Here is a 23,543-nt window from a genome sequence, read left to right as displayed (position 1 = left end):
GGCAGCCGCCATGCACCGTGATCCGCGGACGGCGGGGCCGGAGGGTGTCAGAGGTGCACGTCGTCGTGCGGGCGGGCATCCGCCGGGCGCCGTGCGTCCTGGGTACTCGGGAGATCTGGTGTGGGTGGGCTCAGGAATCCGGGTGCGGTCAGTCTCCGCTGGGTCGCGGTACCTCCGATCCGGGTGAAGGCTTCCTGGATCCGTCGGCCCAGGCGGGCCCGGTCGGCTTCCGGGACCAGCAGGGCGGAGCCGCCGGGGCCGGGCAGGACCCGGCTCAGGACGTGGTCGGGGTGGGTGGTGAAGTACTCGTTGACCGTCACCAGCTGGTCGCCGAGCGGGACCGCGCAGATGTCGGTGAACGGGTGCCCCGTGCCTCGGGCGCCGGAGGAGCGGCGGCGTAGCAGGACCACGTCGAACGGCACACCTGCCCCGTCGGGTCCGGGGCGTGGCGGTAGGCGTAGGGCACCTACCAGGTCGGCCTGACGAGCCAGGCGTTTGCGGCCGGTGGGATCGGGGCTGTCCAGGACCTGGGTGTGCACGAGGGAGACGCTGATCCCACCCCGGGCTGACAGGACGACCCCCTCGGTCAGGGCCTTGGTGCCGTACTCGGCCAGGGCCTGCGCCTGCTGCGCGGTAGCGGGTGACTGCTTGAACGGGACGTCTTGCAGCACGACGTCGAGCTGCCCGCGATGCTCGGGCAGCCGGGGCAGGTCCGCGCCCTGGCGGTGCAGCCGGATCCGGTCGTGACCAGGCGCGGGCGGGAGCATCGCGACGAACGAGAGATACCCGGGCGGTGTGCCGAGGGTGCGCAGGTGTGGTGGGCGGCCGGCCAGGGCGTCGCTGTTGGCCCCGCGCCTGCCGAGGTACCCGCCGTCGTAGCCCAGTGCCCGAAGTGCTGGCCACAGGTATCGGCCCACCTGCCAGGCATCGGCCAGGGCGGCCGGGTCGCCCGCGCCCATGGCACGGCGCAGCGCGGCCGGCGTCCACGCGGAACTCTGGGCAGGCCCCGGGGTGGACGCTTGTGTGGAGGTCGTGGTGTGTCTCATCGGGCTGCTCCTGTCGTTGGACGGTCTCGGTCACTTCGCCCTGTTCGCATCGGGCCTTGGGGAGCCGGGGTCACAGTGGTACGGGGTCGGTGGCCTGTGGCGGGCGGTGGTCGCGGTCACCGCCTTGCCCGACCGACAGGCGTCCGGTGCGAGGTTCGGGCAGGTTGGTGAGCTCTGGGGGTCGCCGTGTGGGTGGGCCGGGTGGGACGGCCGGGGTGTGGTCGTGGGTGATCTGGTCCAGGACCTGGGGCAGGCGGGTGCGCCAGGTCTGGTCGGTGTCCAGGACGGTGAGGTGTTCCATGTCCCACCGGTCGGTGCGCACGATGGGGTGGCCGAGCACGTGAGCGCGGTGTGGCCCGTAGTAGGCGTTGACCGGGAGGTTGCCGTCCTGCATCCAGACCGTTTCCGGCACCACCAGGTCGAGACCATGCGCAGGTGCCCGGTCGATGGCGGGGTGGGTGTGCCGGCGGAAGATGAGCAGGTCGAACGGGGCGTCGCAGCGGGCGTCGGTGCGCAGCGCGTGGGAGGGCAGACGCGCCGCGCCGAGGAAGTCGGCGACCTGACCGGCCTGCTCCCACGGGGCGCGGCCGGTGGTGTCCAGGATCGTGTGGTTGGCCAGCGCGACCACCAGGCCGCCCGGTGCCGCACCCGTCAGCGCGCTGGCGAGCTGTTCGTGGAACCGCCGCTGCTGGTAGTTCCACGCGGTCATGCTGCGCGCCCGCACGTCCAGACCGACCTGGGAGAGGACCTGCACGGCGAACAGCCCACGAGGCCGGGCGCCGGCCGGTTCAGGGGCGGGGTCCACGGTGAACGCGGGGTAGGGCCACCGTGGTGGGGTCATCGCCACGAGGACGGCGCGTCCCACATGCTCCTGGCCTGGGCATGCCCCGCAGGTGCCGTGGTGCCGACCAGGGCAGCGGCGTCCAGCCCGGTGGCCAGGACGTGGCCACCGGGAGGTACCCCGAGGGCCTGAGCGGTGTGCCAGATCTGCCGGGCCAGGTACTGGTGTCCCGGGGTGGCGTCGGCCTCCAGGTGCGCGGTGATCGCGAGCTGGTCGTCCCTGACCAGCTCCTCCTCATGCCGCTGGGCCCACTCGCTCATCGCGCACCACCGGCACCGGCGGGCCCGGCCGACCGTGACCCGTCATCCTTCGGCTCTACAACCCCGTCACAGGCGCGTTTACTTCGGTCGACCCGATCGCCGGGGGCAACACCACCGCCTACACATACCCCCAGGACCCGGTCAACGAAGTCGACATCACGGGAGCATTCCGCTTTCTGGGCGGCCATCGCCAGCTCGGCCTGTACAAACTACAGTGGGAGATAGGTTCGACGCGCCGAACGGCAACTAGAATCTTCAACAGCTTCCGCTATCGGTTCAACTCTTACTTCCCGATCCCAGGTGCTCCAAGGGTGCTCAGTGTCGGAAAGCGAATGAATCTCCGAGCATTTGGTTCGATACCTGCCCCGGTGCAAGTGACAAGCCTTAGAACCAACGGATGGGTTTTCAGAACCCTCCCCGGTCATTTCGATGGGGTTGGGATCATCACCTTCATTTTCTACAAGGTCAGTGGCCGGCTGAGGTTGCAGATCAAAGCGACCTGCCCGGCTTGCGGCACGTACGCGTACTACAGAGTCGCCTACAGCACATGGCGGCCACTCGCGCTCAACCTCAGGAGGCTCCTGTGAAACTAACACGCCGACGGATCGCCATCATCCTTGGAATAGGGGCTGCTCTCGGCGTCGCATTTGAACTCATCGTGACCGGTGGGACAATCGACGCGCCTTTGGATCGACTTGCGATCTACTACGCAACGGCGTTTCCCTGGGCGACGATCTTCACCGTTCTCGTACAGTTCTTCATCGTTGAGGCGGGATATTATCCAGAAGGGATTGATCCGCTCATCATCGGTCTCGCGGGCGGGATCCAAGGTGCCATTCTTGGTGGCATCGTCCTTCTTCTGCTGATCCCGTTCTCATTGAGAGCGGAATCGAAGCGGAGCGCCCCAGAACTGTAGATTCTGAGCGCTGGCTCAAGTTCAGCAAGTTCACGTTCGCCGGCCGGGACGACTGACGTCCGGGCCAGTGTGCCGCGTGCCGTACGGCATTGAGATCGCACCCCTCACGAACCTGTGCCCGATGCTCTCGTTGCGGTGGCCATCACGAGGCAGCACGGCCCCGACATTCCTGGTACTGCCGTCCGGGTGCCTCCGCGCGGTCGTGGTTCAGCCCTGCAGCAGCGCTGCGGCCTCGCTCCTGCGTGCTCGGGCTTCGGCTCGGTGCCCGTTCGCCTCCAGGACGTCGGAGATGGTGTGCAGCACAGTAGCGAGCGATCGTGCTGCGGGCAGGAGGTTCTCGGGTCGGGTGTCGCTGGTGCGCCAGTCGATGAGTCGTGCCGCTTCGTGGGCCGGGGCGAGCGCGTCGGCGGGATGCCCGGATGCCAGTTGCATGGCGGCCAGGCCTGCCAGGGAATCGGCCAGTGCGGTGAAGGTGTTGTGGTCGGGGTGCTGGCTAACCAGGTCGCGTTCGATGGTGATGGCCTCGCGGTAGGCGTGGTCGGCCTGGGTGGTGTGGCCGGCGTCCCGGTGCGCGGTGGCGGCCTGGCGGAGGGACTTGGCTAGGTCGGCGGTGTGCCGTTCGGGGTTGGTCTCGGCGAGCCGGCGACGGATCTCGACCGATTCCTGCGCGGGTGCGATGCCGTCGTGGGGTTGGTCGTTGTTGACCAGGCAGGAGGACAGCTCGGCCAGGGCTCGGGCGAGGAAGACGAGCTCGGCGTCGGGGTTCTCGCGGGCCAGGGCACGGCGTATCTGCACGGCGTGTTGGATCGCGGGTAGTGCCTGGGCGGGCTGGCCGAGCATGTTCTGCGCGATGGCGAGATTCATCAGCGACCGGGCCAGGTGCGGTGTGGCGCGCTCGGGTTCGCTGCGCGCCAGGCCCTGGTTCAGGTCCACCGACTCTTGCAGCGGGGCGATGGCTTGCTGGGGGAGGCCGGCTTCGTGGTACCTGGTGCCGAGGTCGCAGAGGGTCCGGGCGAGGTGGGGCAGGTGAGTGGTGCGGTCGCTGCGGGCCAGGCGTTCCTCGATCTCGACGGCCTCGAGCGTGGGGGTCAGGGCGTCGTGTGCTCGGCCGAGCTCGGACAGGACGACGCCGGCGTAGCGCAGGGAGGCTGCGAGCTGGGCTTCGTGCCGGGTGGGATCTGCTTCCGCGAGTGCGCGGCGTGCGTCGACGGCCTCGGAGAGGGGCCGATGGCTTGGGTGAGGCGTCCGAGGCGGTACAGGCGCATCCCGATGTCGTGCAGGACCCAGGAGCGGGCGGCGGTGTCGGCGGGGTCGATCAGGTGCAGGATCCGGTACAGGAGGGTCAGGTCGGACTGGGTCAGGACCTCGGAGGGGTAGGGGATGACCGCGGAGACCGACCGCAACAGCTCCAGGTCGTCGGGCAGCGCGCCGATCGCGTGGTTCAGGAGGTGCAGGGCACGGGCACGGACGGTCGGGTCGGAGAAGTGGTCGGCTACCGACCGGGCTAGGACGGCGATGGCGTGGCGTGCGTTGCGTCCGTCGAGGTCCTCCAGCAGGTGCGTGGTCAGGGTGGGTGACGCGCTGAGTTCGGTGACCAGGTGGAGCTCGGCCATGCGGTCTGGCTGCAGGGTGCCGACCCAGTGCTCGGTGTCGCGGGCCGGGTACAGGTCACGCAACCAGCGCAGCACCTTGACGGTGGCGGCCCCGGGGTCGACCCGGGCCAGGAGCTGGCGGGCTTCGGCTTCGTCGGATGGAGGGGCGAGGTAGACGGCGGCCACGACATGGCGCAGCACCTCGATCGTGAGGCCTTCCGGTCCTTCCAGGAGCCCGACGTGGTCGGCGGTGCCGACCCAGTGTCGCTGCTCGTGCCGGAGTAGATCGGTCAGGACATCGGAGACGTCCACCGCCAACGGCCCCTGGCCGGTGGTGTTGGCCTGTGAACGTTGCGCGCGCAGGACCGCGACCAGGCCGGCCGCGTGCAGGTCCAGGACACGGCCTTGCCCGTGCTGGCTGCCGCCGAGCTGGACCTGCGGGGCAGGGATGCCGAGCTGGCCGGCGAACGCTGCCGCAGCCTCGCGGACGATCTGCTGATCGGTGACGGCCGAGTCGACCTGCACGGGCAAGTCGATCCCGTCGTACGCGTCCTGGAGCATTTCCCGGACGTGCGGTTCACCGACCGCCAGGCGTTGCCACCACTCGCCCGCGCTGCGCGCGATGAGCAGCACCCGTACACCGGACGGGTCCGCGGCGACCTGCCGCACCAGGTCGTCGAGCTCGTGACGGGTGTCGGCATAGTCGACGATCAGCAGGACCGGTGCCGTGGTCGAGTCGCGCACCCGCGCCAGGATCGTCGACTCCTGCTCCTCGCCGACAGCGACACAGTCCCAGCCCTGCCGGGTCATCAGCTCCTTGAGCTCGGCCGCCAGTCGGCTCTTGCCGACACCACCGGGCCCGGTGACCAGGCGCACGGGGGAACCGTCCTGGAGGCACCAGCGCACCAGCGCTTCCAGCTCACCGGTCCGGCCCTGGAACGGGACGACCTGACGATCCGGGGCGAGCAGGCTCGCCGGGCCACCCTCACGCCGCAACAGCGCGGACGACTCGACCACCGCCCGGCGCGCGGTCTGCCGAGCCTGACGGGCATGCCACCACCGCGTCACGAACGGAGCGGCGGCCGAGATGCTCCCGGTGAGCACACCCAGGAGCAACAACGGCACGCTGCCTTCCGCGATCGCGAAGACCCCCGCCGCTAGTGCCGCGAACCCGGCCGCCACCAACCACCACCCGGGGCGCAGACGCAACCCATCCATACGATATATCTACGCCAAGGGGACATTTAGTGCAATGAATATGACGAGGGTGCCCTAAGGTGAATTAAATGATCGTGCATATAGTGGTATGCGTGCGGCACGTAGGGCACCCGCTGTCGTGACGCCGGCTCGTACACGGCGTGGGTAGTGGCGAGGTGCGGACTAATCTGATCAACGCCCCGATCCTCTGGATCGCCCGCCGGGGGCGTGGGCATCTGGGCCCGGCCGCGCTGCCGATGGCCCGGTGGGCTGCGGGCGGAGCTGCCGCCCGGCGCATCGGTTGAGGCTCATCGTGCGGGCATCCAGTGCACGGGCTGACCCAGGAGCGCACCGAGGTACCAGCGGTCCTCGGCCGGCAGCACGCTCGTGGCGGCCGGTGCCAGTCCCGTCCGGTGGGCGACGACGGCGCCGGCGTCGTCAGCCACAAGGATGCTGCCGGTGAGCGGGTCCTGCTCGTTGACGAACAGGCCGCCCGCGAGCCGGATCATGATCTGGCGGGCCAGGTCGCTGGGCAGCACGGGGGTGTCCAGGGCGGCGATGCGGTCGTGGTTGCCGACCAGCATGCGACCGTCCGGGTCCCGGTCAAGAGTGGCCAGAGTGTCCCTGGGCGACCGGATCGCAGTCGTTGGGGGATTCAGCGATCGATATGCGTGCTCCACGCTCATGTCGACCAGGTACGAGGTCAACCGGGCTGTGTGGGTTGGCTCGCGATCTGGTGGTTCCAGGCATTCTGGGGACGGGAAGGTGTCACGATCCGTGTCACGATTGCCCGCCCTGTCACGCGAAAGTCACTGTTGTAGTGCCCACCAGTGCCCACGGTTGCCTACTGTGTCGACGTCGTGCCACAGTTGACCTGCTCCCGCAGGAACCGCAGAAACTAGCGGTTCCGACAGGTTTGAGGGGCAGAAGACGACAACACAAGAATGTGCTGCGTGGGTCGCGAAGCGAACTCCTCCGCCACAGAAGATGTTCCGCAGAAAGTTTGAAGAGCCGCATGCCTCCGGACGGCGAAAGCCTGGCGAGTAGAGGCAGCGGCAGCCGTAGGGGACCTCGGTCGATCGCACGTTGCAATCTCGGGCCAATCGGTGCCGCCCCGGCACCACCGGTATCGTGAACGAGCGCACGACAGCCGTCGTGCGTACAGGCGAGGATTCCCACCAGGGCGTCCGCCGTGTCGACCATCCTCGGTCGGCGACTTCGAAGCCCTAACCCGGTCCCAAGTCCCAGGGAAGTCCCAGCCGCCCGCGGTGGGTGATAAAACCCGAGGTCAGGGCCGGTATGCACAGTTCAACGTCTGAGCGCTGCGCGCCGACGCCACGCCGCATAATGCACATGAGGGCTCGACTCCGGGGAAGGGGGCGGTTTGTCGCGCCCCGCAGCGTGGAGAGACGCCGAGGTCAGGCGACCAGTTCCTCGGAGCGTTCCCAGAGCCGGCGGGCGAGGTCGGTGTCGTAGGCAAGCTTGTTGAGGCGCCTTCCTGGGCGCCGCTTCACGTAGAACTCGCCTGACTTCCAGTCGGAGCCCGGGCGTCCCCCTGCGAGCCAGGCCAACTGGTCGGCGCCCCGGTCGGGTGTGCTCCACACCATGGCCCGGAGCAGGCGGTTGGTGGCCAGGAACTTCATGAGGCGGCTGGTGGTCTCGGAGCCGAAGTTCGTAGCCACGTTGCCCGGGTAGAACGCAGCGGCAGAGACGCCTTGGTCATGGAAGCGTCGGTGCAGCTCCTTGGTGAACAGGACGTTCTCGAGTTTGGCCGTGCCGTACGCACGAAGCGGGTCGTAGTTGTTGTCCAGGTTGAGGTCGTCGATGTCGACCTCGCGCGCCATACCGCCATGCAGGGTTGTGGTCTGGATGACGCTGGCCCGAGAGTCGATCAGCTGGTCCATCAGCAGTTGGGTGAGCAGGAACGGGGCCAGGTGGTTGATCTGGAACGTCTTCTCGAACCCGTCCACGGTCTTCGCAGGGTCGCCGAACACACCACCGGCATTGTTGGCGAGGACGTCGATCCGGGGGTAGGCGCGGTTCAGGTCGGCAGCCAATCTCCGGACCTCCCCGAGGCGAGTGAAGTCGGCGACATGGGCGTCCGCGCCGATCTCCCTGGCGACGGCCTCGGTCTTGTGCGGCGAGCGTCCGACAACCACGACCTCGTGACCGGCGCGGTGGAGCTGGCGGGCTGCTGCTGCCCCGAGGCCGTCACTCGCTCCCGTGATGACGATGGTCTTGCGCTCTTCCATGACTCTCCATTCACAGTAGTTGCCGACAGTCTATGTCATAGATGACAGTCGCTGTCGAGTATGGCGGGCGCTGTATCATCGGGTGGCATGGAAGAGAAACCGCTCGGGCTGAGAGAGCGCACGCGGCAGATGGTGAAGGCAGAGATCACCGATGCTGCGAAGCGTCTCTTCGTCGAGCGCGGCTTCGAGGCGACCACGATCGACGACATTGCCGCCGCTGTGGGGATGTCGCAGCGCAGTGTGTTCCGCTACTTTGCGAGCAAGGAGGAGATCATCCTCGGCAAGCTCGGCCTGGTCGTGGACGATGCACTCGCCGTCTTGCGCGCGCGTCCTGCGGATGAGTCGCTGTGGACGTCCTTGCGTCACGTGGTTGACGCGCTCGTTTCCGTCTCGGCCACTGCCAGTGAGCGAGAGTTTGTCGAGCCGATCCAGCGACTCGTGTTCGAGAGTGAGCCTCTGCTCGCCGGATACGTGCAGAAGCTCCAGCGCGTCCAAGATGCAGTCGTTGATGTCGTGATGGAACGTGCACAGGGGCGCGGCGAGCCCTATGAGGTTGGCGATCCTGCGCCGCGGGCGCTGACGGCAGCGATGTTCGGATGCCTGGTCGCCGCGCAGTTCTCCTGGCTCGCTTCAGGAGCGGAAGGCACCTTGGGCGAGGCTGTCGATCGCGCGGTGGCGACCATCTCGCCAGCTGTCTGAGGCGGCGGTCTCGCGAGATCTAGACGATTCTCCGGACGTGGCGTGTTCCCCGGGGGAAAAGTGTTCCGTCGTTCTCCTTTCCGGCTGTCCTGGGCCAGTAGCCAGTGCCCGTCGGGGAGCAGGCCCAGTGCAGACTCCCCGACCTGAAGCCCTTCGCCGCAACTCGACGCGACATCCGGGTCAACCCCTGGCGCAAACCCAGGTCGAGCGGTAGTTGGTGCGCTCAAGGGGTCCTGGGCCAGCATCGTGGACCCCGTAGCCGGGCCCATGCTGGCGTGGATGGGCGCGGCCCGATCGCGCAGTGCGCCACACCGCTCGCACCGCGTTGAGCTGCAGGTTCTCTCGGCGAACCTGGCGTTCGCGGACCTTTTGTCCGGGCTCGGCTCGACCGCGCTTCTGGTGGGCGGTATCGGCGTGGCCAACACCATGATCATCTCGGTGCTGGAACGGCGGCGCGAGATCAGCCTGCTCCGTGCGCTGGGCGGCGCGTTCGGCAGCCCGGCTCCGTGAGTGCTCTGACTATTTACATCAAGTCACACGTTCGTAGTCTGAATGAAACCAAACGGTAAAAACTGGCACCTCTACTGGTTGCCATGTCGCCCACCGATCAGCTCTCCACCCGAGTGAGCCTCGCGCTCCTCGGGGTGCGCAGCGACGCTCCGGTCCGCCGTGCCGGCGGTGCGGGGCCGAGCGACGACGGACACTTCGTCATCGGCGGTGCGGGTGCCGCGATCCCGCTCAACCCCGACAGCCCGTACGTCGTCATGCAGGGTCGCCTGACCCTGGACGGCGCGGACCTCGGGATGGACGTGGAACCCGTTACCCGCCCGCGATTCTATGACCTGGTCACCTCGGACGGGACCCCCTACGACAAGATCGCCAAGCTGCACGGCAAGGACGTGCTGGCCACCACGGTGGTGCAGACGTGCGTGCGCTACGACGAGAGCGAGCGGTGCCGGTTCTGCTCCATCGAGTCCTCGCTGCGGTCGGGCACCACCATCGCCGTCAAGACGCCGGCCATGCTCGCCGAGGTGGCCCGCGCCGCCCACGAGCTGGACGGCGTCTCGCAGATGGTGATGACCACCGGCACCTCCAACGGCTGGGACCGGGGCGCCAAGCACCTGGCCCGCTGCGTGCGCGCCGTCAAGAAGGCGGTGCCGGGGCTCCAGGTCCAGGTGCAGTGCGAGCCGCCGGCCGACCTGCGGGCGATCACCGACCTGTACGAGGCGGGCGCGCGGTCCATCGGCATCCACGTCGAGTCCATGGACGACGACGTGCGCCGCCGCTGGATGCCCGGCAAGGCGACCGTCTCGCTGGACGAGTACCGCGCCGCCTGGCGCGAGGCCGTGCGCGTGTTCGGCCGTAACCAGGTCTCCACCTACCTGCTCGTCGGCCTCGGCGAGGACCCGGACGAGATGGTCGAGGCGGCCGGGGAGCTCATCGAGATGGGCGTCTACCCGTTCGTGGTCCCGTTCCGGCCCCTGGCCGGCACGCTCGCCACCGACGTCGACCACGTGCCCGCGCCGCACCGCGCCCTGGTCGCCGACATCACGCGCCGCGTCGGTGCCCTGCTGGGCGCCGCCGGGATGCGCGGCGCCGACCAGAAGGCCGGCTGCGCCGCCTGTGGGGCGTGCAGTGCCCTCTCGCAGGTCGGGGGCTGACATGCTCGACGTCCCCACCCTGACCGGTGCGGCTCTGCCGTCGGCCGCGCCCTGGACGGTGCGCCCGGCCGAGCCGCGGCACGTGACCGCGTACCGCGCACTGCGCCGCGACGTGTTCGTCGCGGAGCAGGGCCTGTTCGACGGCCACGACCTGGACCGCACCGACGAGGACGACCGCACCGAGGTGCTGGTCGCGGTGGACGCCACCGACCGCGTGCTCGGCGGGGTGCGGCTCGCGCCCGCCGTCGAGGCGCTGGACGCCGCGGGCCGGGACATCGGCTGGTGGACCGGCAGCCGTCTGGTCGTCGCCCGCGGGGCACGCGGGGCCGCCGGGATCGGCGCCGCCCTGGTCCGGGCAGCCTGCGCCCGGGCGGCCGAGCTCGGCGTGCTGCGCTTCGAGGCCACCGTCCAGGTCCGCAACCGCCCGCTGTTCGACCGGCTCGGCTGGCAGGCCTGGGGCACCGCCGAGGTGCAGGGCCATCCGCACGTGCTCATGCGCTGGCCCGTCACCCGCACGGCGGACCTCGTCGCCGCCACCAAGTCCGCGCTCGCCGCCCTGGTCGAGCCGCTGCGCGAGCACACCGGCCCCGCCGCGCTGGGCGGCGCCGGGTTCGTGGGCGACGACGGTGCCCCCGTGCCGGGCACCGACGTCGTCGCCGCGTGCGACGCGATCCTGCCCGCGATGATCGAGCGCGACCCCGAGTGGGCCGGGTGGTGCGCGGTGCTGGTCAACGTCAACGACCTCACGGCCATGGGCGCGCGGCCCACGGGCCTGGTGGACGCGCTCGGCGCGCCGACGCCGTCCTTCGCCCGCCGCGTGCTCAACGGCCTGCACAGCGGCTCCCAGGCCTGGGGCGTGCCGGTGCTGGGCGGGCACACCCAGCTCGGCGTCCCGGCCTCGCTGTCGGTGACGGCGCTCGGCCGCACCGACCGCCCCGTGCCGGGCGGCGGGGGACGCCCCGGGCACGCCCTGTCGCTGACCGCCGACCTGTCGGGCGGCTGGCGCCGGGGGTTCGAGGGCCGGCAGTGGGACTCCACGTCGTCGCGCACCGGGGCCGAGCTGCGGCACCTGGCCGGCACCGTGGGCGCGGCCCGCCCGCACGCCGCCAAGGACGTGAGCATGGCCGGCGTCGTCGGCACCACCGCCATGCTCGCCGAGGCCTCCGGGACGGGAGCCACGATCGACGTCGCCGCCGTGCCCGCGCCGGACGGCGCCGCGGCGGGGGACTGGCTCACCTGCTTCCCCGGCTTCGCGATGCTCACCACCGACCCGCCCGGCACCGGGCGCATGACCTCGCCGCTGGCCACCACCGCCGAGTGCGGCGAGCTGACCGCCGAGCCCGGCGTCCGCCTGCGCTGGCCCGACGGCGAGACCACCGACGCCGTCCCCGGCCCCGCCACGGGCCTGGGCCGCGCCTGACGGCACCCCTGTACCGCACCACCCACCATCCGCACCACCACCCGGGACCCGTCCCGACCGAAGGAGCACCCATGTCGTACGACGAGCAGATCCAGGCCAACATCGACGCCTCGCTGGCGGAGATCCCGCACCCGTCGCTGCCCAAGGGCAGCAGCCTGTACGGCTCCACCAAGATCTTCCCCGACTACCAGGCGGAGCCCGGCCAGGCCTACTTCACGCTCGTGCACGGCATCGCGCACGAGTCGTCGGTCAGCTTCGTCGCGATCCTCCAGGCCACCCGCGCGCTGCGGAAGGGCTTCGAGTCGGCCATCTACTTCTACGGCCCCGGCGCGATCAACGCCCTGGACACCCGCGGCTTCCCGACCACGGGCGACAGCGCCTTCCCGGGCGAGCAGAACATCAACGACGCCCTGAAGACGTTCATCGGCGAGGGCGGCACCGTCTTCTGCTGCCGCTTCGGCCTGTCCCTGCACGGCGCCCGCGAGGAGGACCTCATCGAGGGCGTGATCCCCGCGCACCCGCTCGACGTCCAGGACGCGGTGATCCACTACGCGCGCAAGGGCGCCATCATCAACTCGACGTACAACCTCTGAGACCGACCGGAGGAGCAGCGCAGTGAGCATCACCGTGGCCGCCGTGTCGGCCAACTTCACACGGGACCTGGAGCAGAACTACGCCCTGATCGAGCAGTTGCTCGGCGAGGCACGCGCCCAGGGCGCCCAGCTCGTCGTCTTCCCCGAGGCCTCGATCGGCGGGTACCTCTCGTCGCTCGGCAACCACGGCGACACCGTGCGCACCACGGCCCGCTCGCTGCCGCCCGCGATCAGCCTGGACGGGCCGGAGATCCGGCGCGTCCAGGCGCTCGCGGGGCAGACCGTCGTCTGCATCGGGTTCTGCGAGCTCGACGCCGACGGCGAGACCCGGTACAACGCCGCGGTCTGCCTCGACGGGGAGCGCGTGTACGGCTCCTACCGCAAGGTGCACCAGCCGCTGGGGGAGAACATGTCGTACGCGGCGGGCGACACCTACCGGGCGTTCGACACGCCCGTGGGCCGCATCGGGCTGCAGATCTGCTACGACAAGGCGTTCCCGGAGGCCGCTCGGGCGCTGGCCCTGGACGGCGCGGAGATCGTGGTCAGCCTCTCGGCGTGGCCCGCGGCCCGCACCGCCACCGCCGAGGACCTGCAGCAGGACCGGTGGACGTACCGGTTCAACCTGTTCGACGCCGCCCGCGCGCTGGACAACCAGGTGTTCTGGATCGCGTCCAACCAGTCCGGCACGTTCGGGTCGCTGCGCTACGTCGGCAACGCCAAGGTGGTCGACCCGGGCGGGAACGTGCTGGCTACGACCCTGCTGGGCGCGGGGCTGGCGGTCACCGAGATCGACGTGGAGGGCACGTTCCGCGCCATGCGCGGCGGCATGTTCCACCTGCGCGACCGCCGCCCGGACGTGTACGGCGCGATCACTGCGAAGGACGCGCCCGAGGCCACCCGCTGGACGGAGGCGACCCATGCCTGAGATGACGTTCGACGTGCGCTGGCCCGACGGGACCACGGCGAGCTGCTACTCGCCGAGCCTCGTGATGCACGACCACCTGCAGGCCGGGACCCGGTACCCCGTGGCCGACTTCGTGGAGCGCTCCAGCCGGGCGCTCCAGAAGGCCAGCGACCGGGTGCGCGCCCGCTACGGCATGGGATGTGCGTCCGCCGTGCAGCAGGAGGCCGAGATCCGGCAGGTGGCGTCCGCATTCGACGCCGCCGCCGAGGTCGAGGTGCTGCGGATGGAGCCGCCGCTGCCGGGAGGCGCCGCATGAGGCCCGCAACCGTGCGGGACGGCGCCCACCACGACGTGCTCGTCGTCGGCGGCGGGCAGGCCGGCCTCTCGATGAGCCGTCACCTGGTGGGACAGGACGTCGACCACGTGGTCCTGGAGCGTGACACCGTCGCGCACGAGTGGCGTGACGGCCGGTGGGACGCGTTCACGCTGGTCACTCCCAACTGGCACTGCCGGCTGCCCGCGTACCCGTACGACGGGCCCGATCCGAACGGCTTCATGGGCCGCGACGAGGTCTACTCCTGGGTACGTGGGTACGCCGACACCTTCGACGCCCCCGTCGCCGAGGGCGTGGCGGCCACCCGGATCGCGCCCCGGCCCGGCGGCGGGTTCGTCGTCCAGACGACGGCGGGCCTCGTGTCCGCCGGAGCCGTCGTCGCCGCCGTCGGGGGATACCACCGGCCGGTGCTGCCGACCTGGGCCCAGGACCTGCCCGAGCACATCGCACAGATCCACTCCCACGAGTACCGCAGCCCGGACCAGCTCCCACCGGGACCGGTGCTGGTGGTCGGCACCGGACAGTCCGGCACCCAGATCGCCGAGGACCTCTTCCTCGCCGGCCGGCAGGTCCACCTCTCGGTCGGCCGGGCACCCCGGGTCGCACGGACCTACCGGGGCAGGGACTGCATGACGTGGCTCGCGGAGATGGGCGTGTACGACTTGCCGGTAGCCGCCCGCGGGCTGGCGAAGCGGGAGTCGACCAACCACTACGTCACCGGCCGCGACGGCGGGCGGGACATCGATCTGCGCGCCTTCGCGCGACGCGGCATGCGCCTGTACGGCCGGGCGACCACCGTCGAGAAGGGCACGCTACGGTTCGAGCCGACCCTCGGACGAGACCTCGACCACGCGGACGCCGTCGCCGAGTCCATCAAGGACGACATCGACCGCTGGATCAGCAGCGAGCAGATCGACGCTCCCGTCGAGGCCCGGTACACGCCCGTGTGGCGGCCCGAGGTGGAACCCGAGCGCCTCGACCTCGCCGGGATCGCCGCCGTCGTGTGGTCCGTGGGCTTCCGGGCGGACTGGTCGTGGCTCGGCGACCTCGCGCCCGAGGTGCTCGACCACGAGGGGCACCCCCGGCACGTCCGCGGCCTGAGCCCCGTGCCCGGCCTGTCCTTCGTGGGCCTGCCGTGGCTGCACACCTGGGGTTCGGGCCGGTTCCTGGGCATCGCGCAGGACACGGCGCACGTCGCCGCCGAGATCGCCGCCTGGCGCGCCGGCAGCACCTGGGCCGGCCCCGCCGAGCAGGCCCTCGACCTGCCCGCCGCGGGATGACGGACGACCTACGCTGTCGCACATGCCTACGACGACCATGGGCGCGGTCGCGGCGCACTTCGGCCGCGACATCGACCGCACCCTCGCCAAGCTCCCCGGCATCATCGACCAGGCCCGCGAACGCGGCGTCGACCTGCTCGTGCTGCCCGACGCCACCATCGGCGGCTACCTGCACGACATGTACCACCCGACCGACGAGCCGCTGCCGCCCGCGGTCGACCTCGACGGGCCCGAGGTCGCCGCGGTCCGGCAGATGGCCGGCGACATGGTGGTGTGCTTCGGCATCGCCGAGCGCGCCCGGGCCGACGGCGCCGAGGTGCGCTACAACACCGCCGTCTGCGTGCACGGCGACGGCGTGCTGGGCGTGCACCGCAAGGTGCACCTCCCGCTTGGCGAGTCCGAGGCCTACCGGCCCGGTACCGGCTTCGACGCCTTCGACACCCCCGTGGGCCGCATCGGCATGCTCATCGACTTCGACAAGACCTTCCCCGAGTCGGCCCGCTCGCTCGCGCTCGACGGCGCCCAGGTCATCGCGTGCCTCAGCGCCTGGCCCGCCAGCGTCACCGACCGCTCCGACCGGCTGCGCAACGACCGCCAGGCCCACCTGTTCGACCTCTACGACTGCGCCCGCGCCGCCGAGAACCAGCTCTACCTGGTCTCCGCCAACCAGACCGGCGTGCTCGGCGGGCTCCGCTTCCTCGGCCAGGCCAAGGTCGTCGACCCCGCCGGCGAGATCATCGCCAAGACCTGGGCCAAGGGCGGCCTCGCCGTCGCCACCGCCGACGTCGAGGCCGACGTCGCCCGCGCCCGCCGCACCATGGACCACCTGCGCGACCGCGTCGAGAGCGCCTACACCCTCACCGCCCGACCCGCCCCGGAGCCGGACCCGAACCGCACGTCCCGCTGAACCCCGCCCGAACGGAGCACGATGCGCATCGCCCAGACCACGTACTCGACCCGGCCCCGCGGCGGTGTGGTGCACACCCTCGCCCTCGCAGAGGCGCTCGCCGCCCGCGGGCACCAGGTGACGGTGTGGACGCTGGGCCGCGGCGGCGACGACGCCTTCTTCCGGCCCGTCGACCCGTCCGTCGAGGTACGGGTCGTGCCGTTCGCGGCGCGCGACGACGAGAGCGTCGGCGACCGCATCGAACGCTCCATCCAGGCCATGGCGGCCGCGTTCGACCCCACGGGGTACGACGTCGTCCACGCCCAGGACTGCATCTCCGCGAACGCGCTGTTCGCCCCTGCTGCACCCGGGGCCGGCGCGCCCCCTCTCGTGCGGACCGTGCACCACCTCGACGACTTCACCACGCCCCGCCTGGTCGAGTGCCACCAGCAGGCGATCGTGCGCCCCGACGCCCGGCTGTGCGTCTCCCGCGCCGTCGCCGACGAGGTGCGCGACGGCTACGGGCTCGAACCCACCGTCATCCCCAACGGCGTCGACGCCGCCCGGTTCGCCCGCGCCGCCGGCCCCGACGGGGCCTCGGCCCGCGAGCGGTGGCGCGCCGAGCTCGGCCGCTACGTGCTCGCCCTTGGCGGCATCGAGCCCCGCAAGGGCAGCATCGACCTGCTGGAAGCCTTCGCGCTCCTGCGCGACGACCACCCCGACCTCGGCCTCGTGCTCGGTGGCGGGGAGACCCTCTTCGACTACCGCCCCTACCGCGCCCGGTTCGACGAGCGCTGCGCCGAGCTCGGCATCGAACCCGTCGTCCTCGGCACCCTCGCCGACGACGAGGTCCCCACCCTCGTGGCCGCCGCTACCGCCCTCGGCTTCGTCTCCACCAAGGAGGGCTTCGGGCTGGCCGCCATGGAGGCCCTCGCGGCCGGAGTCCCCGTCGTGGCCCGCGACCTGCCCGTCACCCGCGAGGTGTTCGGGCCCGCCGTCGCCTACGCCACCGACGTGCCCGGGATCGCCGCGACGCTCGCGGCGGCGGCGGACGGGACGCTGCCCGTGGACGCCGCGGCGGGGCGGGCGCTGGCGGCCCGGCACAGCTGGGCCGGGGCCGCGGCGGCCCACGAGCGCTTCTACGAGCGGGTGGTGCGCGAAGGGGGCGACGGTGGCCACGAGCTCGATCTCGCGGATCATCAGCCGGCTCGCCGAGGCTGACCCCGACCGGGTCGTGGCGGTCGCCGTCGGCGCGCCGGGTACGGACGACGCACCCCGAGCGGACGGAACTTCTGGCGCGGACGGTGACCTGCGGCTCACCACCGCCGGGCTCGATGCCGCCGCCGACCGCTACGCGCGGGAGCTGCTCCGCCGCGGCGTGCGTCGCGACGACCTGGTCACGGTCGCGCTGCCCAACGGGCTGGAGATGCTCGTGGCGTGCGCCGGGATCTGGCGGGCGGGCGCGACGCCGCAGCCCGTCTCCCGCGGGCTGACGCCGGGGGAGCGAGCCGCCGTGGTGGCCGCGGCCCGGCCCGCGCTGGTGATCGGGTTCGACGCCGACGGCGTCCCCGGCCTGCCCGAGGGCTTCGGTCTGCCGGAGGGCCTCGGCCCGCCGGAGGGGCCCGGCGTCCCGGGCGGGTCCGGTCCGGCGTGGTCCGGCCCCGGGCGGCGCCGCGCCGACGAGCCTGCGCTGCCCGACACCTGGGCGCGGTCCTGGAAGGCGCCGACGTCGTCGGGCAGCACCGGCCGACCCAAGGTGGTGCTGTCCACCGCGCCCGCCCGCATGGACCCGGAGCGGCCTGTGGCGGAGTTCCTCCCGCTGCGTGCGACGCAGCTCGTCGCCGGCCCGCTCACGCACTCGGCGACGTTCACGTACGCCTTTCGCGGGCTGCTCACCGGCCACCGGCTGGTGATCCTGCCGCGGTTCGAGGAGCGGGCCGTGCTCGACGCGATCGAGCGGCACGGCGTCACCTGGGCGCTGCTGGTTCCTACGATGCTGCACCGCCTGCTGCGGCTGCCCGCCGCCGAGCGTGACCCTGCCCGGCTGCGGACGCTCGAGACCGTGCTGCACCTGGGGTCGCCGTGCGCGCCCGCGCTCAAGCGGGCGGTGCTGGACTGGCTGGGCCCGGAGCGGGTCGTGGAGGTCTACGCCGGGAGCGAGTCCAACGGGCTGACGATGATCCGCGGCGACGAGTGGCTCCGGCGGCCCGGGAGCGTGGGCCGCCCGGTGGGCGGCACCCGGGTGCGGGTGCTGCGCGACGACGGCTCCGACGCCGCGCCGGGCGAGACCGGCCAGGTGTGGCTGCACCGCGGCCCAGACCCGGCGTACCGGTACTTGGGCGCACCCGGTCGCCGTCGGGCCGACGGGTGGGACACGCTCGGCGACCTGGGCCATCTCGACGCCGACGGGTGGCTCTGGGTCACCGACCGGGCCGACGACGTCATCGTGCGCGGCGGCGAGAAGATCTACCCCGTCGAGATCGAGCGGGTCCTGGAGGAGCACCCGGCAGTGCGGAGCGCCGTCGCGTTCGGCGTCCCCGACGCGGAGCTGGGCCAGCGTGTCGAGGCGGTCGCCGACGTTGCCGACGCTCCGGTAGACGGCGAGCAGCTGCGTCGGTTCGCCGCGGAGCGGTTGGACCGTGCCCGTAGGCCGGCCCGCGTGCGGGTCACGGACCGGCCGGTGCGTGACGACGCGGGCAAGACCAGGAGGGCCGGCCCCGGTCGGGCCTGACGGCCTGGCCGTGCCACGCCGCACCCTAGACCCACCCTCGTCGGTTCGCCTCGACTCCGGCATGGAACCGGCTCCGCGCCCCGAGCGCGGTCAGCACCGCCTGCACGCGGCGGCGCACCGTGCGCGTCGTCGTGCTCTGCTGGCGTGCGATCGCCTCGTCCTTGAGACCCGCTGCCAGGAGCGTGAGCACCTGGCGCTCGGAGGCAGGCAGGGAGATGCCCTCGTTGCCGAGCGGGACCGCCTGGCTCCACGCGGCGTCGAAGAGGAAGGCCAGGCCATCCAGGAGCGGTGACGGGTGAACCACCACCGCCGCATGGTTCTGAGCCTCCCGGTCCATGGTCACCAAGGCCGTCCGCCGGTCCACCAGCACCCCGCGGAAGGCGACGCCTGCCCCGAGCCGGGCTTCTAGCCCGCGCAGGGCGAGGAACTCCTGGGCAAGCTGGTCGGGGAAGTCGACAGGGTCGCACAGCACGCGGAACCGGACGCCGCGCTCCAGGATCGACTCCTCGACGGGTGCGTGGCCGGGCATGTACGGCTCGTGCTCCCAGACGGCGACCTCGGTCGAGGCCTCCCGCAGGATCTGGTGATACCGGTTGCCGATGTTCTGCCAGCCCTCGATGTGCTCGATCGCCGTGCCGCCGTCGCCCTGCTGCGCCGTGCGGAACCGGTACTGCAGGTCCGGCAGGGCCGCACGGACCTCGTGCAGGGCACGCTCCCGCTCGGCGACCAGCTCCCGCACGGCGTGATCGGGTTCCGCCGCTGCCCAGCGTGGTGAGGGATCGGTCATCTCCAGACCCTTTGCCCGCAGCGCCAGGCCGTGGTCCCGCAGCCACTCCACCAGCGGGACGACACATCTCGAGTCCAGGCCGGTTGCCTCCGCGATCTCCGGGATGGTCGTTGCGGCACCGTCGAGCAGTACGGCATAGACATCGGCCGCCCCGTCCGGCATCCCCAGCCCTCGTGCCAGGGGCTCCTGAGACGACATGCGGCCTCCTTCCTCGTCCGGTCCTGAACCGGACGATGTCCGCAAAGTGAACCCCATTCTCCTGTACTCGTTACCCGGTGTTCAGGAAGTCTCAGGGCTCGACCACCCCAGGGCCCTGAGCCACCCGCACGAGGAGATCACCATGACAACCCACAGGAGACCCCGCACCGGTCCGGTGCTGATCGCCGCGGTAGCGGTGCTCGCCGTCGGGACGACGCCAGGCGCGGCCGCGGCTGCGGCCGGAGCACGCGCTACGGTCGAGGGTGAGGCGGTCGTCCAGGCAGCCGAGACGCGCACCCTCACGCTCGTCACCGGCGACGTCGTCACCGTCCGCACTCTGCCGGGCGACGCGGACCACCCCGCCATCAGCATCGACCCGAGCGGGCCCTCGCACGGCCTGGCCATGATCGAGCACACGCAGGACGGCACGTCCGTCGTCCCTCAGGCAGCCCAGGAGGCCCTCGCCCACGACGCCGTCGACCCGGCCCTGTTCGACATCGACACCCTGATCGAGGCAGGCTACGACGACGCCGCGACCGACGAGCTCCCGCTTGTCCTGGAGAACCACGAGGCGGGGTCGTTCCCGAAGACTCCGGCCACGACGCAGGCGGCCGTCGAGTCCCGGCACGAGAGCATCGACGCGCTCGGCGTCGCGCTCGACAAGGCCCACGCCGAGATGTTCTGGACCGGCCACGACACCACAGCCGAGCGCGCCAGGGCCCGTACCGGCAAGATCTGGCTCGACGCCCCCGTGAGCGTCGACCTGGCCGACTCGGTGCCGCAGGTCCGCGCGCCGCAGGTGTGGGACATGGGCTTCGACGGGCAGGGGGTCACCGTCGCAGTACTCGACACGGGCGTCGACGCCTCCCACCCCGACCTGGCCGGGCGCATCTCCGAGGAGCGGAACTTCACCGACGAGGTCGACGCCACCGACCACTTCGGGCATGGCACCCACGTCGCGGCCACCATCGGTGGCAGCGGCACGGGCAACGGCGCCCCGGGCGTCGCCCCGGGCACGACCCTCGTCAGCGGCAAGGTGCTGGACGACGACGGCAACGGAACCATCACCTCCATCCTCGAGGGCATGGAGTGGGCGGCGTCCAGCGGGGCCGACGTCATCAACATGAGCCTCGGCACCAAGGTGCCCGACGACGGGCGCGGACCGCTGAGCGCTGCCGTGGACACCCTCACCGAGCAGTACGGATCGCTGTTCGTGGTCGCCGCGGGGAACTCCGGGCCCAACACCATCGGCACCCCGGCCTCGGCGAGCCTGGCGCTCACGGTCGGAGCCGTCGACAAGGCGGACACGCTGGCGGGCTTCTCCAGCACCGGCCCGCGGGTCGGCGACAGCGCCGTCAAGCCCGAGATCTCGGCCCCTGGCGTCGACGTCCTGGCGGCGCGCGCGGCAGGTACCACCATGGGTACCCCGGCGGACGACCTGTACACCACGGCGAGCGGTACCTCCATGGCCACCCCGCACGTCGCCGGTGCGGCGGCCCTGCTCCAGCAGGCCAACCCGGACTGGACGGACGAGCAGCTCAAGGCCGGGCTCGTGGGCTCGGCCACGGAAGGCTCCTATCGCGTGGAGAAGGGCGGCTCAGGCAGGCTCGACATCGAGCACGCCGTGGACCAGGACGCGTACGCGCAGCCCGCGACGCTGAGTCTCGGCAACGTGCGCTACGCGCAGGCCGGCTCCTACGAGCCTGTCGCGGGCGAGACCGTGCTGCACAACGACGCCGAGCACGAGCGGACGTTCACGGTGACCGCGGCCGTGTCCTCGGCGTCCGGCGCCGCCGTGCCCGAGGGCGCGGTGCAGCTGGAGGTCTCCGAGGTCACGGTTCCTGCCGGGGGCAGCGTGCCGATCCCCGTCACTGTCGACCCGAACCTCCTGACGCGCGCGACGCTCTACAGCGGCGTCCTGGTCGCCGTGGCCACGGACTCCTCGGCCGTCGTCCGCGTGCCCCTGTCGGTCTATGTCGAGCCCCTGCTGTACGAGATCACGGTGACCGCGCTCGGCACCGACGGTATGCCGGTCGCCGGGTCGAGCTTCGCGTACGTGTACGACGAGAACAGCGGTGCGCGCTACCAGGCGATCTTCTACGACGGCGTCGCCAGTGTGCGCGTCAAGCCCGGTACCTACTCGGTGGAGTCCGTCCTGGTCACGGCGGACGCCGGCGGCGAGTGGGCGCAGGACCTCGCCGTCGACGTCCGGTCCGAGGTCGACGCGACCACGAGGGACGTCGCGTGGACGCTGGACGCTCGTGAGGCGAGCGGTCTCGGCTTCGACACCGGTGAGCGCGCCACCGAGCTCCAGGGCGGCGCCGTGTCGTTCCGTCGCGAGACCACCCCCGGCAGCTACCACGACACGACGCTGCTCGTGCCGGCGGACTTCAAGCGGTTCGGTATCTTCCCCGCGTCGGCACCGTCCGTGGGCACCCGGGACGTAACGGTCCACTCGACGCTGACGGCTCCGGACCTGACGGTCGCGGTCGGGCGAACGGCCCTGGACCCGACTCCGCTGGACGGTGCCAGGCCGTACGAAGGCAAGGATGCGTTGCGACTGCTCGAGGTGGGCGACGGAACTGCGGCGGGGTACCGCGGCAAGGATGCTCGCGACCGGCTCGTGCTCGCCACGGTGGCTGACGGTGTGAGCCCGGCCCAGGTCATCGAGACCGCCGCGGCACGGGGAGCGGCCGCCGTTGCGCTGAGCAACGACACCCCGGGGCGCCTGGTCGCCGAGGCAGGCTCGACGGCCGTGCCTGCGTTCGCCCTGCGCGGCGCCGACGGGCAGCTCCTGAGGGACCTGGCCGCACGGGACGAGCGGGTTCGGGTCACGCTCAGCGGGACGCCCTACAGCCCGTATGTCTACGGCCTCGTCACGCCGTTCCGCGGTGCGGTCCCGGCCGACGTGAGCCACCTGCCGCTGGACGGAGCCGCCGTCGTCACGTCGCGAACCTACGCCCGAGGTACGACCGACGGGTCCGCGCTGGTGAGCAGCCGCCGGACCGGGAACAGCTCCTACGTCCCGACGGAGGTTCCCGTCCGCCTCGGTACGGTCCAGGAGTGGGTGCTGAGCGCCGACCCGCGCACCCAGTACCAGAACGGCGTCGCGCTCGGTGCTACTGGTCTGGCCTACTTCGAGCCGGCCTGGCACTCTTACGAACCCGGTGCCCGAGAGACCGGCGAGTGGTTCGCGGCGGTCAACAACTCCCGGATCAACCCGCGCATCTCCTCGGCGTTCGCCGAGCTGCGCTACACCACGCCGCAGCTCTCCCTGGGTGCGACCGCCTTCCCCGACGGCGACCCGGCGCACGGGACCTCCCTCGCCGCCTTGGCGGACGCGGTGTCTGTGACGCTGTTCAAGGACGGTGTGCAGGTGGGGCGGTCCGGGTTCGCAACCGGAACCTTCCCGATCACCGACGGCGTAGCCGGGTACGAAGCCGTCATGGACGCGCGGCGTGACGTGGCCGGCTGGGAGTATGCCCCGCACACGATCACACGGTGGACCTTCCGCGCGGGCGGCGAGGCCGCGTGGGGAGCGCACCCGATCTCGATGCCGCAGGTCTCCTACGACGCCGGCGTCGGGCTCGACAACCAGGTCGCGGCGGATCGCCCGCAGACGCTGACCGTGACGGCGACGCCGTGGCGGGACGGCGGCCCGGAGGTCACCGAGGTGCGGACCTGGGCGTCGTTCGACGACGGCAGGACCTGGCGGGAGCTACGGCTGACCGTGACCGGCGAGCCGAGCGTGAGGACCGCGCGGTTGCCGCTGCCGCGCGGAACCAAGGCACGATACGTCAGCCTCCGTACGGTCGCGACGGATACGAACGGGCACACGGTCGACCAGACGGTGGACCGGGCCTTCGGGGTGCGGCACGGCCGCTGACACGATGTGCCAGGGCGGGGAAGGGCGGGACACGCCCTTCCCCGCCCCGGCCGATCTGGA

Annotated in this window: 21 protein-coding genes; 13 read left to right on the top strand and 8 right to left on the bottom strand. The window is 71.4% G+C overall.

The features are described from left to right. Positions 1–47: 47 nt before the first annotated feature. The 3 genes from ACIG47_RS19405 to ACIG47_RS19395 all read right to left on the bottom strand — a co-directional run bounded on the left by ACIG47_RS19405 (position 48) and on the right by ACIG47_RS19395 (position 2,147). Positions 48–1,046 carry a hypothetical protein gene (locus ACIG47_RS19405; protein WP_397432717.1) on the bottom strand — a complete coding sequence of 333 codons (999 nt, stop codon included), beginning with the start codon at positions 1,044–1,046 and terminating at the stop codon, positions 48–50. Between the two features lie 70 nt (positions 1,047–1,116). Next, a complete protein-coding gene (locus ACIG47_RS19400; RefSeq protein ID WP_397432715.1) occupies positions 1,117–1,887 on the bottom strand; it encodes a hypothetical protein in 771 nt (256 codons plus the stop codon). Then, positions 1,884–2,147 (bottom strand): hypothetical protein, encoded by a 264-nt coding sequence (locus ACIG47_RS19395; protein WP_397432714.1) that lies wholly within the window; start codon positions 2,145–2,147, stop codon positions 1,884–1,886. The genes ACIG47_RS19400 and ACIG47_RS19395 overlap by 4 nt, the downstream gene beginning before the upstream one ends. A gap of 583 nt (positions 2,148–2,730) precedes the next feature. Between ACIG47_RS19395 and ACIG47_RS19390 the strand changes: the two genes are divergently transcribed. Next, positions 2,731–3,063, top strand: a complete 333-nt coding sequence (locus ACIG47_RS19390) for a hypothetical protein (protein WP_397432713.1) — start codon at positions 2,731–2,733, stop codon at positions 3,061–3,063. A 207-nt stretch (positions 3,064–3,270) separates the two neighbouring features. On the opposite strand, the gene ACIG47_RS19385 is transcribed toward ACIG47_RS19390, so the two are convergent. The 4 genes from ACIG47_RS19385 to ACIG47_RS19370 all read right to left on the bottom strand — a co-directional run bounded on the left by ACIG47_RS19385 (position 3,271) and on the right by ACIG47_RS19370 (position 8,104). After that, the gene (locus ACIG47_RS19385) at positions 3,271–3,996 is read right to left on the bottom strand and encodes a tetratricopeptide repeat protein (protein ID WP_397432711.1); all 726 of its coding nucleotides are present in this window, start codon (positions 3,994–3,996) and stop codon (positions 3,271–3,273) included. Positions 3,997–4,151: 155 nt separating this feature from the next. After that, positions 4,152–5,873 carry a hypothetical protein gene (locus tag ACIG47_RS19380; RefSeq protein WP_397432710.1) on the bottom strand — a complete coding sequence of 574 codons (1,722 nt, stop codon included), beginning with the start codon at positions 5,871–5,873 and terminating at the stop codon, positions 4,152–4,154. 287 nt (positions 5,874–6,160) lie between these two features. Further along, complete coding sequence (locus ACIG47_RS19375; protein WP_397432707.1) at positions 6,161–6,436, bottom strand: hypothetical protein; 276 nt, start codon at positions 6,434–6,436, stop codon at positions 6,161–6,163. Between the two features lie 834 nt (positions 6,437–7,270). Then, the gene (locus tag ACIG47_RS19370) at positions 7,271–8,104 is read right to left on the bottom strand and encodes an SDR family NAD(P)-dependent oxidoreductase (RefSeq protein ID WP_397432705.1); all 834 of its coding nucleotides are present in this window, start codon (positions 8,102–8,104) and stop codon (positions 7,271–7,273) included. Positions 8,105–8,191: 87 nt separating this feature from the next. On the opposite strand from ACIG47_RS19370, the gene ACIG47_RS19365 reads away from it, so the two are divergent. The 11 genes from ACIG47_RS19365 (at position 8,192) to ACIG47_RS19315 (ending at position 18,612) form a co-directional block, all read left to right on the top strand. Continuing rightward, positions 8,192–8,803, top strand: a complete 612-nt coding sequence (locus ACIG47_RS19365) for a TetR family transcriptional regulator (RefSeq protein ID WP_397432703.1) — start codon at positions 8,192–8,194, stop codon at positions 8,801–8,803. A gap of 267 nt (positions 8,804–9,070) precedes the next feature. Then, positions 9,071–9,313: an FtsX-like permease family protein gene (locus tag ACIG47_RS19360; RefSeq protein ID WP_397432701.1), complete on the top strand. Its 243-nt coding sequence runs from the start codon at positions 9,071–9,073 to the stop codon at positions 9,311–9,313. 83 nt (positions 9,314–9,396) lie between these two features. Next, the gene (locus ACIG47_RS19355) at positions 9,397–10,464 is read left to right on the top strand and encodes an MSMEG_0568 family radical SAM protein (RefSeq protein ID WP_397432699.1); all 1,068 of its coding nucleotides are present in this window, start codon (positions 9,397–9,399) and stop codon (positions 10,462–10,464) included. A 1-nt stretch (position 10,465) separates the two neighbouring features. Further along, a complete protein-coding gene (locus tag ACIG47_RS19350; protein ID WP_397432698.1) occupies positions 10,466–11,884 on the top strand; it encodes an MSMEG_0567/sll0787 family protein in 1,419 nt (472 codons plus the stop codon). A 71-nt stretch (positions 11,885–11,955) separates the two neighbouring features. Continuing rightward, a complete protein-coding gene (locus ACIG47_RS19345; RefSeq protein WP_182616432.1) occupies positions 11,956–12,477 on the top strand; it encodes an MSMEG_0572/Sll0783 family nitrogen starvation response protein in 522 nt (173 codons plus the stop codon). Positions 12,478–12,499: 22 nt separating this feature from the next. Beyond that, positions 12,500–13,402, top strand: a complete 903-nt coding sequence (locus ACIG47_RS19340; protein WP_397432696.1) for a carbon-nitrogen hydrolase family protein — start codon at positions 12,500–12,502, stop codon at positions 13,400–13,402. Beyond that, complete coding sequence (locus ACIG47_RS19335; protein ID WP_397432694.1) at positions 13,395–13,697, top strand: MSMEG_0570 family nitrogen starvation response protein; 303 nt, start codon at positions 13,395–13,397, stop codon at positions 13,695–13,697. Before ACIG47_RS19340 ends, ACIG47_RS19335 begins: the two co-directional genes overlap by 8 nt. After that, positions 13,694–14,995, top strand: a complete 1,302-nt coding sequence (locus tag ACIG47_RS19330) for an MSMEG_0569 family flavin-dependent oxidoreductase (protein WP_397432693.1) — start codon at positions 13,694–13,696, stop codon at positions 14,993–14,995. Before ACIG47_RS19335 ends, ACIG47_RS19330 begins: the two co-directional genes overlap by 4 nt. Positions 14,996–15,017: 22 nt before the next feature. Then, positions 15,018–15,902, top strand: coding sequence for a carbon-nitrogen hydrolase family protein (locus ACIG47_RS19325; protein ID WP_397432691.1), 885 nt, complete (start codon positions 15,018–15,020; stop codon positions 15,900–15,902). A 21-nt stretch (positions 15,903–15,923) separates the two neighbouring features. After that, complete coding sequence (locus tag ACIG47_RS19320) at positions 15,924–17,102, top strand: MSMEG_0565 family glycosyltransferase (protein WP_397432689.1); 1,179 nt, start codon at positions 15,924–15,926, stop codon at positions 17,100–17,102. Continuing rightward, positions 17,053–18,612: an AMP-binding protein gene (locus ACIG47_RS19315; RefSeq protein WP_397432687.1), complete on the top strand. Its 1,560-nt coding sequence runs from the start codon at positions 17,053–17,055 to the stop codon at positions 18,610–18,612. The genes ACIG47_RS19320 and ACIG47_RS19315 overlap by 50 nt, the downstream gene beginning before the upstream one ends. Before the next feature lie 25 nt (positions 18,613–18,637). Here the strand turns inward: ACIG47_RS19315 and ACIG47_RS19310 are convergent, their stop codons facing one another. Beyond that, the gene (locus ACIG47_RS19310) at positions 18,638–19,597 is read right to left on the bottom strand and encodes a LuxR C-terminal-related transcriptional regulator (RefSeq protein WP_397432685.1); all 960 of its coding nucleotides are present in this window, start codon (positions 19,595–19,597) and stop codon (positions 18,638–18,640) included. A 142-nt stretch (positions 19,598–19,739) separates the two neighbouring features. On the opposite strand from ACIG47_RS19310, the gene ACIG47_RS19305 reads away from it, so the two are divergent. Continuing rightward, entirely contained in the window at positions 19,740–23,483 is a 3,744-nt protein-coding gene (locus tag ACIG47_RS19305; protein ID WP_397432684.1) for a S8 family serine peptidase, read from the top strand. Positions 23,484–23,543: the final 60 nt, after the last annotated feature.

It is taken from the genome of Promicromonospora sp. NPDC052451 (genome assembly GCF_044547525.1).
Taxonomy (GTDB): Bacteria; Actinomycetota; Actinomycetes; order Actinomycetales; family Cellulomonadaceae; genus Promicromonospora.
This window is presented reverse-complemented; position numbering and strand designations above follow the sequence as displayed.